The organism is Pseudomonas sp. NPDC099000 (assembly GCF_044759925.1).
In the GTDB taxonomy this organism is placed as follows: Bacteria; Pseudomonadota; Gammaproteobacteria; order Pseudomonadales; family Pseudomonadaceae; genus Aquipseudomonas.
This window is the reverse complement of the sequence record NZ_JBIWAF010000021.1, coordinates 65,184-78,074: the sequence shown is the minus strand read 5'-3', so window position 1 is coordinate 78,074 and position 12,891 is coordinate 65,184. Positions and strand designations below refer to the sequence as shown.

The window sequence follows — 12,891 nt, the reverse complement described above, 5'->3', positions numbered from 1 at the left end:
GACTGCTTCGCAGCCGAACGGGGATAAATCCCCTCGCCACAAAAGCCCGCTCCCACAAGGGGGAAACTGCGTTTCGTCAGTGATACAAAAAACAGCCTTCATTGGCTGTTTTTTTATGCCTATGCTTTTTGGCTCGAACACGCCAAGAGGACATCCCCATGAGGACTGACTGGCCGCTGGCTCAGACCTATCGTTTCAACGGGCACTCCGTTCGTTACGCCGTGCGTGGCGACGGCCCTCCGCTGGTGTTTGTGCACGGCACGCCCTTTTCGTCTTACGTGTGGCGCCGCATCGCTCCGCACTTCATCACCACCCACCGGGTGTATTACTTCGACCTGCTGGGCTATGGACAATCCGAGAAAATCGCGGGCGATGTGTCCCTGGGTGTGCAGAACGACCTGTTGGCGAATCTGCTCGATCACTGGGGCCTGGAGCGGCCGGACGTGGTGGCCCACGACTTCGGCGGCGCCACCGCGCTGCGCGCGCACCTGCTGAACGGCAAGGATTACCGCAGCCTGACCCTGATTGATCCGGTAGCGCTGACGCCGTGGGGTTCGCCGTTCGTGCAGCATGTGCGCCAGCATGAAGCGGCGTTCAGTGGACTGCCCGATTACATTCAGCGGGCCATTGTGCCGGCCTATATTCGCGGGGCGATCAAGCGTGACATCCCCGATGAAGAACTCGCCCCTTATGTTCAGCCGTGGCTGGGCGATCCCGGGCAAGCGGCGTTCTATCGGCAGATTACGCAGATGGACGAGCGTTACACCCGCGAGGTCGAAGGGTTGTACCCGACGGTGCGTTGCCCGGTGCAGATTCTGTGGGGCGAGGATGATCAGTGGATTCCCATCGAGCGCGGACGGGCGCTGCATCAGATGATGCCCGGTTCGCAGTTTCATCCCGTCCCGAATGCCGGGCATCTGGTTCAGGAAGATGCGCCGGAAGCCATCGTCGCGGCGTTGCTCAGGTTTTTACCCCTAATCCAATCCCCCTGAACAAACCGAATCCCCTGTGGGAGTGACCTGTGGCGAGGGGGCTCGCCCCCGTTGGGTCGCGCAGCGGCCCCAAAAATTTAAGCAACAGCACAGATTTTACGACTGCTGCGCAGCCGAACGGGGTGATGCGGCATTCCGACGAGCCCCCTCGCCACAGGTCGCTCCCAAATGGGTTCTGTTTTCTGTCGGGCGCACCGCTTCTGTGCCCTCCCGCGTCAATCCCGCCGGCTCGTCTATACATAACAACAGCCACCCCGCTTGGCACGACCACTGCAACCCCTCCCGCGTCACCCATTCAGCAAGGAACGCCACATGACGCAAAAAGATCCGGGCAACGATTACCCCCTCAGCGAAGTGCCGATGCATGCCCGAAAGGGCCTCGCCTCCACCGCCATGGTGCTGCTGGGATTCACCTTCTTCACAGCCACCATGTTCGCCGGCGGCAAGCTCGGCGTGGCGTTCAGTTTTGGCGAGATGATGGCGGTGATCATCGTCGGCAATCTGCTGCTGGGGATCTACGCCGCAGGCCTGGGTTACATCGCCTTCAAGAGCGGCCTGAATTCGGTGCTGATGGGGCGTTTTTGCTTTGGCGAGGTCGGCAGCAAGCTCAGCGACTTGATCCTCGGCTTCACCCAGATCGGCTGGTACGCCTGGGGCACGGCCACGGCCGCCGTGGTGCTGGGCAAGTATTTCGAACTGAGCGAGGGCACCGTTCTGGGCCTGATGGTGCTGTTTGGCCTGGCATTTTGCGCCACCGCGTATGTCGGGTATCGCGGGCTGGAAATCCTTTCCTACATCGCGGTGCCGGCCATGATGTTGCTGCTGATGCTGTCGATGTGGGTCGCCACGGTAAAGGTCGGCGGGCTCGATGGGCTGCTCGCTGTTATCCCGACGGGCACGCTGGACTGGTCGACCGCGATTACCCTGGTCTTCGGCACCTTCGTCAGCGGCGCCACCCAGGCCACCAACTGGACGCGCTTCTCCCGTTCCGCCCGGGTCGCGGTGCTGGCGAGCCTGATCGGCTTCTTTATCGGCAACGGCCTGATGGTGTTGATCGGCGCCTACGGGGCCATCGTCTACCAGCAACCGGACGTGGTCGAAGTGCTGCTGTTGCAAGGTTTCGCCACGGCCGCAATGGCCATGTTGCTGCTCAACATCTGGAGCACCCAGGACAACACCATCTACAACTTCGCCGTCGCCGGCTGCAACCTGCTGCGCACCGGTCGTCGCAAAACCGTGACCCTGGCCGGCGCGGTGATCGGCACCTTGCTGGCGCTTCTGGGCATGTACGACCTGCTGGTGCCTTATCTGATCCTGCTGGGCACGGTGATTCCGCCGATAGGCGGCGTGATCATGGCGGATTTCTTCTTCCGCTATCGGGGTCAATATCCTCGTCTGGCCGATGCTCGATTGCCGGCGTTCAACTGGCCCGGTTTGACCGCCTACGCCGTCGGCACCGTCGCCGCGTTCAGCTCACCCTGGATCGCGCCACTGGTAGGGATTGCCGCTGCCGCGCTAACGTATGTGCTATTGACCAGCGTACTGGGTGCCCGTGCTGCTGAAGCTCCATTACAAGATCTATAAAAGGATTCGCCTGATGCACATCATCAACGCCCGCCTGCGCAACCAAGAAGGCCTGCATGAGTTGCACCTGGAAAACGGCCTGATCCGCACCATCGCCCGTCAGACCGAAGCCCCGACCCTGGGCCCCGACGACCTCGACGCCGGCGGCAACCTGGTGGTGCCGCCCTTCGTCGAGCCGCACATTCACCTCGACGCCACCCTCACCGCCGGCGAGCCGCGCTGGAACATGAGCGGCACGCTGTTCGAAGGCATCGAGTGCTGGGGCGAACGCAAGGTCACCATCACCGAGGAAGACACCAAGACCCGCGCCAAGAAAACCATCCAGACCCTCGCCGCCCACGGCATCCAGCATGTGCGCACCCACGTCGATGTCACCGACCCGCAACTGACCGCGCTCAAGGCGATGCTCGAAGTGCGCGAGGAAAGCCGTCACCTGGTCGACATGCAAATCGTCGCGTTCCCGCAAGAAGGCATCGAGTCCTACCGCAATGGACGCGAGCTGATGGAAGAAGCGATCCGCATGGGCGCCGATGTGGTCGGGGGCATTCCGCATTTCGAATACACCCGCGATCAGGGCGTCAGCTCAGTGAAGTTTCTGATGGACCTGGCCGAACGCACCGGTTGCCTGGTGGATGTGCACTGCGACGAAACCGACGACCCGCATTCGCGCTTTCTCGAAGTGCTGGCAGAAGAAGCCCGCAGCCGCGGCATGGGTTCGCGGGTGACCGCCAGCCACACCACGGCGATGGGGTCCTATGACAACGCCTACTGCGCCAAACTCTTCCGTCTGCTCGGGCATTCGGGGATCAGTTTTGTCTCCTGCCCCACCGAAAGCATCCACCTGCAAGGGCGCTTCGACACCTTCCCGAAACGCCGGGGCGTGACCCGGGTCAATGAGTTGCTGGAAGCGGGGATGAACGTGTGCTTCGGCCAGGACTCGATCGTTGACCCGTGGTATCCGCTGGGTAACGGCAACATTCTGCGGGTGCTGGAAGCGGGGCTGCATATCTGCCACATGCTGGGCTATCGCAACCTGCAAAGTGCGCTGGACCTGGTCACTGATAACAGCGCCAAGGCCATGAACCTTGGGGACCGTTATGGACTGGAGGCCGGACGGCCGGCGAATTTGCTGATTCTGTCCGCGGACAGCGACTACGAGGTGATTCGTAGTCAGGGGTTGCCACTGTATTCGGTACGCGATGGCAAGGTGTTGATGAAGCGGACGATGCCGGTGGTGGAGTTCAGTGATGATTTGAGCTGAGATTTTCGTTGAATGAGATGGCCTCTTCGCGGGCAAGCCTCGCTCCTACAGGTTCGGCGACCTGTAGGAGCGAGGCTTGCCCGCGAAGGAAATCGTCAATTCAACCCATCAACCGAGCCGTACCAAATAGCCTGACCCGACTCAATTCGCCCCCCGATTCCTCCAACAACACCGGCGCCGTGCCGCCCGGCATGACCACTTTCACCTCACCCGCCGCCACCCAACCGACCCGCCACGCTGCGCACGCCACCGCACTGGCGCTGGTGCCTGACGACGCCGTTGGCCCTTCCCCACGCTCAAACACCCGCGCCACCAAGCGCCCTTTGGATTCAAGCATCGCCCATTGCAAATTCACCCCCGCCGGACACGGCTGCCCTGCCCCGGCTGGCGCGGCGTAGGCAATACGCATCAAGCCGTGCGCCAATGGCGGTTCCCGCATCTGCTCATTGCTCGGCAACGCGTCGGCATCCATCAGCAGCGTCACGCAATGGGGATTGCCGATGCGCACAAACTGGCTGCGGTTCCACACCGGATCAAGCGCCGACAACCGCTGTACATGGCTGACTTCGCGCTCGTTCAGCGTCACGTACTCAACGTCCCGCGCGCCCACCGCTTGCGGCCCGAACAAAGGCTTGCCCAAATCCAGCCAGAACCCTTGCACGCCGTCGACCTCAGCGGCTTCCACCGTGGTTTCCACCGGCGAAACCGCATCGCGCTTGTCGTGATGAACCCGCAGCAGGCACGCCTGCTCCTTGGGCATCAATCCTTGCTCGCTGAGCGCCTGCGAAAAAATCGTCAGCCCATTGCCACTGCGCTCGGCCAAGGTGCCGTCGGTATTGACGATCAACAGATCAAAGGGCGGCGAGGATTGAAACGGCCCGACCAGCAGACCGTCGCAGCGATGGTCTTTGCTGCCCGGCGGCTGGGTGCCGGGTGCCCAGCTGCAGAACGCCTCGATGGCCACCAACGCCCAGTGCTCGCGGATCTGCGCAGCGTCGCTGGCCAGGTCCGGCAAATCGATACCGCGACCGCGCACCTCGCCGGGTGACACAACCGCGTAGATATTGCCTCGAGCATCGTAGAACGGCGTCATGGAACGGTCCTGAAATCAGCCTGAAAAGAGCCTGTACTGTAGGCGTCAACTTCCTGCGATGAAATACCGCCCTGGCGTCACGCCAAACGTTCGCCGGAACATGGCGATGAACGCACTGCCGCGACGCAAGACATTCTCCAGGCGTTGCCGGCGCTACGAACCCTGGGTCTGTTCGAGCTGATGCAGGTACGCGACCCGCTGGTTCGGGCGTTGTGCGAACACGAGCAGGGCGCTCCCCCAGTCAATCAGTTATAAATCCATCGCCGCTTATTGCGAACAAGTCTGCCAAACCTGTCAGTTATGACAGCAGACAAGCCTTCGCGTGCAGGCCAGAGTGAAGCTCTTGATTCACGTTCGGAGGAAGGTCATGAAACGGACTTCCCTGCTGCCACTGCTGGTTGTCCTGGGACTGGGCGCAGTGGTCATCGCCGATCGAAAAGTCGCTGTTCGCAATGGCACAGGTGAGGACGTGCCAAACCCCATGGCAGGAAATAATCACTACGAACCGCTGTTTCTCAGAAGCCGGAACGAAGTGCATCACGATTGTGCCCCCTGCGATAAAGGCCACGCCGTTCTTGATGGCGAAGCCGATCTACAGGTGTTCGAAACCTTCAATGCCCAGTTCATCAATCTGCGCGACCACTAAGGCGAAAGCCTGCACTTCGACGCGCGGCCTGCGAGACATGTTTCAGGCAATCGGCGCCCTGGATAATTCTTCAGGGTCTCGGCACGCTGCGTGAATCGCACGATGAAAATGGTGCAAGGCCGGCTCGTTTTTACCAAATGTCAGAAAGCGCTGCGCGTGGGATGCGTAGCCTTTCTGTAGCTGTCTGGCAATTCGGAAGTCTTCGCCATCCACGGTCTCCATAAGCAGCGTCATGTTTTTGTCCCAATGGGCTTTCTCTTTTGCCGACGTTGGCGCTGTAGGCACATGCAGCGACACTTCGATCAGGCATTGATCGACGCGACCTGGGCCCGCGGGAAATACCCGCCACACTTCCAGATGATCGCCCTGCCAGACCAGCAGCGTATTGGGAAACAGCACGTAGATAATGGCCGAATGCCGGAGCAGGTCCCATTGTTCTTCGGGTCTATCGAACAGTTCGACAATGGAGCGACGCGGCATGATCAGCCGCAAGTGCGTTCCGCAACCTTCGAAATGACTGATCCCCGGTATAAAGATCGGTAACACCGTTTGCCGATGCAAGGTTGAAAAGTGCCAATTCTCCAGAAACGTATCGATCACGACTTTCCAGTTGAAGCGCCTACGTAATCGCCGTGTTTCGTAGTGCGAGTAATGCTGAAACCCGAAATCCCGGATCTCATTGGCCAACGGACCGAGTATTTGCGCTTCATTGATCTGCCCGCCCGGGGTCGGGTGTACCCAGATTAGCCCATGGCGTTCCACAACAGTCAGACGCGTCAGGTTACGTTCGGCGCAACTCAACCCGTCAAAACTGCCGGGCGGATTCAGCCGTTGCAACCGCCCATCCAGCCCATAGGCCCAGCCGTGATACGGACACGTCATCGCACCCGCGATGTTTCCCGATCCGTCCAGCAGCCGCGCACCGCGATGCCGGCAAACATTGATAAACGCGTTCAATGAACCCTCGTTGTCGCGCACGACCAGCACCGGCACACCGCTTAAATCATCGGTCAGATAGTCACCCGGGCAAGGCAATTGCGAGCCAAGCCCTATCATCAACGGTCGCGAGGCAAACAGGTGCTGTTGTTCCTGTTGCAGTTGATCAAGACTGGTGTACGACTCGACAGGGTTCAAGTAAATGGCCTCAGCCATGCTGGTCTGGCGCTGCTCAATCATTGTCAACAACGACTTCAAGAATTGAACCTGAGCGGGATGATCCATATCGCCTCCAATCTGTCCTGAGTGCAAAAGTCGTCGATCTCTGCTGAGCGACAGGCTTTGTTCTATTCGCAAAAAAGCGGGCTGTAAACTGTCAGAACTAACAGGTAGCCCGCCTGTATCGGCCGGACGAGGGCCGCACGGGCGCTCGCGGCACAGGGTCACGCTGTGCAACGATGGTGCCCTGCCTGACTGCAAATCCTCGTGGACGTGATGATCGAACCCTCACCGGTCGATCACTGTCCCTTGGAGACGCGACGTTTTTTGCCAAGGATCGATATGACCAGCCTCAATGCCCAAACCACCCTTGTTCCGGGACGCCTGGAGCAGATGTCCACCCGCATCGCCTTTTTCATTGCCGGCCTCGGCATCGCCGCCTGGGCGCCGCTGGTGCCTTATGCCAAGGCACGGGCCGGGCTCGACGAAGGGACGCTCGGGTTGTTGCTGTTGTGCCTGGGGGTGGGCTCGATTCTGGCGATGCCAATGGCTGGCCTGCTCGCCACGCGTTTCGGCTGCCGCCGGGTGGCAACCGGGGGAACCTTGTTGATTTGCGCGGCGTTGCCGTTATTGGCGACGGTGTCGTCGGTGCCGGCATTGATCGCCACGCTGTTCATGTTCGGCGCGGGCCTGGGCACGGTGGATTCGACGGTGAACCTGCAAGCAGTGATCGTCGAACGCGCCAGCGGCAAGAACATGATGTCGGGTTTTCACGGGATGTTCAGCCTCGGCGGGATTGTCGGCGCGGCGGGTGTCAGCGCCCTGCTCGGCTTGGGTCTGTCGCCGCTGGGGGCGATGGCGGTGGTGAACGTGGTTCTGGTGCTGGCCTTGCTGAAAGCTGCGCCGCATCTGTTGCCTTATGGCAGCGAAAGCTCGGGACCGGCGTTTGCCGTGCCCCACGGCATTGTGCTGTTTATCGGCGGTATGTGTTTCATCGTGTTCCTGGCCGAAGGCGCGGCGCTCGACTGGAGCGCGGTGTTCCTGGCGCAGGAGCGCGGGATCGATACGGCGTATGCGGGGCTGGGGTATGCGGCGTTTGCGCTGACCATGACCGCCGGGCGGCTGACCGGAGACCGGATTGTCCGGCGCCTGGGTGCGACGCGGGTGATGGTGTTCGGTGGCCTGACGGCGGCGGCAGGTTTGGCGTTGGCGACGTTTGCGCCGGCCTGGGAGGCGGCGCTGGTCGGTTATGCATTACTGGGTGCGGGCTGCTCGAACATTGTGCCGGTGCTGTATACCGCCGTCGGTAAACAGACGGTCATGCCTGAGCACATTGCAGTGCCGGCCATTACCACATTGGGCTACGCGGGGATTCTCGCGGGCCCGGCGGTGATCGGGTTCATCGCCCATGGCAGCAGTTTGAGTTTTGCCTTCGGGTTGATGGCGGTGTTGCTGGTGGCGGTGGCCATTGGCGGCAAGGTGTTGAAGGTTTAAAAGCTTCGCGGGCAAGCCTCGCTCCTACAGGGATCACCGAACCTGTAGGAGCGAGGCTTGCCCGCGAATGAAGTCACCTCGGTCTATCAGAACCCGACGCTGGCCTGCACAAAGAACGTGCGCGGCGCGCCGACGTACATCCCCGAGTTGTTGTCGCTGGAACGGGTGAAGTACTGCTTGTCGAAGATGTTTTTCACCCCGGCGCCGACCTTCAGGTTCGACAGCTGCGAACCAAAGTCATATCCACCGCGAACGTTCCAGGTCACGTAACCCGGAATGTCGCCGTACTGACCATCGGCGGTGCCTTCGGTGATGTAGTTGTTGGTGAAGCTGCCGTCGGCGTTCACCGCAACACCCGGTGAGCGCTGCTTGGACTGGGCAAAGCCATCGAGGTTGTAGGTCCAGCGGTTGATGTCGTAACGCAGCCCGACGGTCGCCACTTGGCGCGAGTAGAACGGCAGGTCACGGCCCTTGAAGCCAGGGATTTCACCTTCATACACGGCGCGGGTGTAGGTGAACCCGGCGTTGGCGGTCAGGCCGTCAAGCCGTGGGTCCAGTGCCGCCATGTTGTAGTGCACCGATGCCTCGATGCCTTGGTGCGTGGTCGCGCCGAGGTTGGTCCAGCCCGCGTCGTTGCTGATGTATTGCAACTCTTTATCGAAGTCGATGTAGAACGCCGTCAACTCGCCGCCCCACACCTCATTGTTGTAGCGCGTGCCGACCTCATAGGTCTTGGCCTTTTCCGGTTCCAGGCCATTGGCGGGCTCATCCCCCGTCCCGCCCTGCCCCAGCTGGAAATATTGCAGGCTGCCAAACGATGTTTCGTAGTTGGCGAACAGCTTCCATTCTTCCGACAGGTGATACATCACGCTCAGGGCCGGCAGCGGCTCGTTACTCTCGATGCTGCGGTTCTTCTCCGGTACACGCCTGCCGGCGGTGTCGAGCACGGCGCGGTCGTGCCAGTCGGTGCTGATGTGTTCGAAGCGGATGCCAGGCGTGATGGTCCAGTTACCGACGTCGATTTTGTTGTCGACGTAGACCGAGTTGGCTTCAGTGCCGCCGGTACGATCCTGGTACACATGCCCATCCGAACCGGGACGAATCACCGGCTCGTTGTTGACCAGTGCGAGACGGCTCGCTTGCTCGTGCATGGCTTCCTTGAGGTAGCGATAACCGACACTGACTTCCTGGGTAGTCGGGCCGACGTCGAACACTCGGGACACTCGCGGTTCAATGCCGAAGGTGTAGTAAGTGCGCGGGAACGAGCCCAGGGTTTTCTGATCGCGAGCGGCGATGTTGCTGCCACGGAAGCTGTCGGTGTAGTAAGTCAGCACTTCGGCCTGGGTGCGGTCGTCGAGCTGCCGCGTCCACTTGAACGAGACATCCTTGCGGCGTCCGCTGAAGTTGTCGTTGTTGCGGTCGGACTGAAACGGATTGGCGTCGTACTGCGCCTGGGTCAGGCCGCCGGGCATGTCGGCGCTGGCGTCGTAGTAGTGAAAGTTGAGGCTGAAATCGTCCACATCGGTCGGTGCCCAGTGCGTCTTGAGCATCACGTCGTCGATGTCATTGCCGTTGTTGCGCTCGCGGTAACCGTTGCCGTTCACACCGGAATACAACAGCGCCATGCCGATGCCGTTGTCTGCGGTGCCGCCGAGGAATGCGGTGTCGATGTGCTTCCAGCCGCCGTGCTGGGACGTTTCCAGGGTGGTGCCGATTTCACCGGTAGCTTTTTCCGGGATCGCACGCGTCACGAAGTTGATGACGCCACCGACGTTCTGCGGTCCATAACGCACGGAACCGGCACCGCGTACCACGTCGATGCTGTCGAGGTTGCCGGAGGAAATCGGCGCCATGGACAGTTGCGGCTGGCCATAGGGCGCGAAGGCTGCCGGTATACCGTCGATCAGCACCGTGGAGCGTGGCGACAGGCGCGAGGTCAGGCCGCGCACACCGACGTTCAGGGATATGTCGCTGCCGCCAGTGCCGTTAGCGTCCTGCACTTGCACGCCGGGCACGCGCTTCAACACGTCGCCGACGTTCATCGCGCCTTGCTCGACCATCGCTTCGCGGCGGATCACCGTACGTGCGCCGGGATGGTTCTGCACCACCGCAGCGTCGGCGTCACCGAGCCAGTCGCCGACCACTTTGATGTCGGTCACGCCCAGTTCGATCGGGCCGGCCGTTGCGGAAGTCGGGGCTGGCGTCAGGGTCACCGAACCTTGATCGATCTGATATTGCAGGCCGCTGCCTTGCAGCAATTGGCGCAACGCCTGCTCCGGCGAGAGGTCGCCGTCGACGGCGGGTGCCTGTTTGCCAGCCACCAGCTCAGGACTGAAAAAAACCTGCAGCGACGTTTGCTGACCCAGCTCACTCAAGGCCTGGCCCAACGGTTGCGCCGGAATGTGAATACCGTCGGCGGCGAACGCCTGGGGTAGCGCGGCACTGACGGCCAGGGCGAGCGCGAGCCGCAACCAAGGGGAATTGTTGTTTTTAGCGGTGGTTTTCTTCACGTCGAACATTGTCCTGTAGATCGCAAGCGTGTGCGGCTGTTAATGCAAACCAGTTGCAGTTGGACAAGAAGACGAAGAACTCGAAAAAAACCTGAATCTATTTTGAAATTATTTCCTGACTGCCGTCATCAAGGGTCCGCACGACCACCGGCAGAATGCTCGGCAAGGCCTTGAGCAGCGCATCGGTGTTGTCGGATTTGAACACGCTGGTCAGGCGCAAATTGCCCACTTTGTCGTTGCCGACCGTCAGTGGCTTCTCGCGGTAGCGCGAGACTTCTGCGGCGACCTCGCTGAGGCTGGCGTTGTTGAACACCAGTTTGCCGCTACGCCAGGCGGTCAGTTCCGCCGGATTGACCGCATAAGCGGCGGCAACCACACCTTTGGCATCGACGCGAGTGCCGAGGCCGGCGGTGAGGCTGATGACATCAGGTCCCTGACCCTGGACCTTGACCGTGCCCTGCTCCACCGCCACCCGGGTTTCGGTGAGATCGCGGCGCACATCGAAGCGCGTGCCGGTGACGGTCACCTTGCCGCTGCCCGCCTCGACCACGAACGGCCGACTGCTGTCGTGCTCGACGCTGAACATCGCTTCGCCTTCGGTCAACTCGATGCCGCGACGGTCCTTTTCATAACGCACCTGAAGGCGGCTGCGGCTGTTCAGGTCAATCACCGAGCCATCGGGCAACGCCACATGACGGCGCTCGCCCAATGCCGTGGAATAGTCGGCGGTGTACGTCGCCGGGTGATTCAAACCGCTGAACAACCCCAACCCGAGCGCCACGGCCAGCCCACTGGCCGCCACCGCATAACGCACCAGCGGCTGACGTTTGCGACGTGTCGGCGGCGTTTCGCACAGGGCTTGCAGACGCTTGGCGGGCAGCAGATCGGCCGCCGTCCACAGGCCCTGGAGCACCTGAAATTCGTCGCGATGCTGAGGGTGTTCAGCCAGCCAGGCTTCGAAACGGCGGTACTCCTCGACATCCACGGCCGGTTCCTGCAAACGCACAAACCACCGCGCCGCGTCGTCGCGAACCGTCGTTTGCCCGCACGCACAAGCACGAGTATCCATCATGGAAGTTCCTGTTGGGCTGGGGGTGAGAAGGCGCGACCGATCATGGGTGCAGTCCGTTGAGGCGGTCGCGCAGATGCCGCAAGGTGCGGATCATATACTTTTCCACCATGTTCTTGGACAGTCCCAGGCGTTCGGCGATTTCCGCCTGGGTCAGGCCTTCGATTTTCTGCCAGACGAACACCTTGCGGCAGTTGACCGGCAGCTCGGTGAGCGCCCGTTCGATGGAATCAGCCAACTGGATCGCATGCATGAAATGCTCCGGGTCGCCGGACGACGACGCACTGTGATCAACCGCCTGCGACTCCATGGCGCCCCGCCGGTCCTCGCGCCGATAACCATCCACCGCGATGTTGCGCGCGGTCTGGTGCAAATACGCCCGGGGTTGCTCCACCGCCGACGAATCGGACTCAAGCACCCGCACAAAGGTGTCGTGGGCCAGGTCCTCGGCCTGCTGACGATTTCTCAGGCGACGGGTCCAGGTGCCAACCAACTCTTCGTAATGCTCGAAAAAGCCGTGTCTGCGGGGCAGCTTGGGGGTCATTGCGGTGTGCTGTGGAGAGGGGGCGTGAATAGTAATGCTTCCTATTAACTGGAAGCAACGGATTCCACGTTTTGAAGAGTCGACGTCAATCAGTCAAGCCAACAGCCCCCATTGCAGGGGCCGTTGCAAATCACTCAATCAATGCGCGATGCACACCGACTTCAACTCGGTATACGCCTCAATCACCGCACGCCCAAACTCACGGCCCATGCCCGATTGCTTGACCCCACCAAACGGCATGGCCGGGTCGAGCAGCACATGGGCGTTGACCCACACGGTGCCGGCTTCGATGCGCGGCACCAGGTTCATGGCTTTGCCGAGGTCATTGGTCCACAGGCTGGCGGCCAGGCCATAACGGTTGTCGTTGGCCAGGGCGATCACCGCGTCTTCGTCGTCGAACGGCATCACGCCCAGCACCGGACCGAACACTTCTTCGCGGGCCACGGCCATGCTGTGGTCGATGTCGGCCAGAATGGTCGGCTGCACGTAGAAGCCCTCGCCTTCCAGCAACTCTCCGCCCGACACCACCCACGCGCCGACGAC

The 12,891-nt window shown here is 61.3% G+C and carries 10 protein-coding genes and 1 pseudogene; 5 read left to right on the top strand and 6 right to left on the bottom strand.

From position 1 onward, the window contains the following. The first annotated feature begins 158 nt into the window (after positions 1 to 158). From ACIQV9_RS21550 to codA, 3 genes are all read left to right on the top strand, one after another. Entirely contained in the window at positions 159 to 992 is an 834-nt protein-coding gene (locus ACIQV9_RS21550; RefSeq protein WP_403105622.1) for an alpha/beta fold hydrolase, read from the top strand. Between the two features lie 312 nt (positions 993 to 1,304). Continuing rightward, a complete protein-coding gene (gene codB / locus ACIQV9_RS21545; protein WP_403105619.1) occupies positions 1,305 to 2,576 on the top strand; it encodes a cytosine permease in 1,272 nt (423 codons plus the stop codon). 13 nt (positions 2,577 to 2,589) lie between these two features. Beyond that, positions 2,590 to 3,837, top strand: a complete 1,248-nt coding sequence (codA, locus tag ACIQV9_RS21540; protein ID WP_403105617.1) for a cytosine deaminase — start codon at positions 2,590 to 2,592, stop codon at positions 3,835 to 3,837. A gap of 100 nt (positions 3,838 to 3,937) precedes the next feature. Here codA and ACIQV9_RS21535 read toward each other — a convergent pair whose 3' ends face one another. Beyond that, a complete protein-coding gene (locus ACIQV9_RS21535; protein ID WP_403105614.1) occupies positions 3,938 to 4,930 on the bottom strand; it encodes a diaminopimelate epimerase in 993 nt (330 codons plus the stop codon). 367 nt (positions 4,931 to 5,297) lie between these two features. Here ACIQV9_RS21535 and ACIQV9_RS21530 point away from each other — a divergent pair, with 367 nt between their 5' ends. Further along, on the top strand, positions 5,298 to 5,576 hold the full coding sequence (locus ACIQV9_RS21530) for a hypothetical protein (RefSeq protein WP_403105611.1): 279 nt from the start codon (positions 5,298 to 5,300) through the stop codon (positions 5,574 to 5,576). A 42-nt stretch (positions 5,577 to 5,618) separates the two neighbouring features. On the opposite strand, the gene ACIQV9_RS21525 is transcribed toward ACIQV9_RS21530, so the two are convergent. Then, on the bottom strand, positions 5,619 to 6,959 hold the full coding sequence (locus tag ACIQV9_RS21525; protein ID WP_403105684.1) for an SRPBCC family protein: 1,341 nt from the start codon (positions 6,957 to 6,959) through the stop codon (positions 5,619 to 5,621). 114 nt (positions 6,960 to 7,073) lie between these two features. Between ACIQV9_RS21525 and ACIQV9_RS21520 the strand changes: the two genes are divergently transcribed. Further along, complete coding sequence (locus tag ACIQV9_RS21520; RefSeq protein ID WP_403105608.1) at positions 7,074 to 8,225, top strand: MFS transporter; 1,152 nt, start codon at positions 7,074 to 7,076, stop codon at positions 8,223 to 8,225. An 86-nt stretch (positions 8,226 to 8,311) separates the two neighbouring features. Here ACIQV9_RS21520 and ACIQV9_RS21515 read toward each other — a convergent pair whose 3' ends face one another. The 4 genes and pseudogenes from ACIQV9_RS21515 to ACIQV9_RS21500 form a co-directional block, all read right to left on the bottom strand. Then, entirely contained in the window at positions 8,312 to 10,735 is a 2,424-nt protein-coding gene (locus ACIQV9_RS21515; protein WP_403105605.1) for a TonB-dependent siderophore receptor, read from the bottom strand. 97 nt (positions 10,736 to 10,832) lie between these two features. Beyond that, the gene (locus tag ACIQV9_RS21510) at positions 10,833 to 11,807 is read right to left on the bottom strand and encodes a FecR family protein (protein WP_403105602.1); all 975 of its coding nucleotides are present in this window, start codon (positions 11,805 to 11,807) and stop codon (positions 10,833 to 10,835) included. A 40-nt stretch (positions 11,808 to 11,847) separates the two neighbouring features. Beyond that, positions 11,848 to 12,348 carry a sigma-70 family RNA polymerase sigma factor gene (locus ACIQV9_RS21505; RefSeq protein ID WP_403105599.1) on the bottom strand — a complete coding sequence of 167 codons (501 nt, stop codon included), beginning with the start codon at positions 12,346 to 12,348 and terminating at the stop codon, positions 11,848 to 11,850. 138 nt (positions 12,349 to 12,486) lie between these two features. Further along, a pseudogene (locus ACIQV9_RS21500) lies at positions 12,487 to 12,885 on the bottom strand (aldehyde dehydrogenase family protein); the annotation flags it as partial. Positions 12,886 to 12,891: the final 6 nt, after the last annotated feature.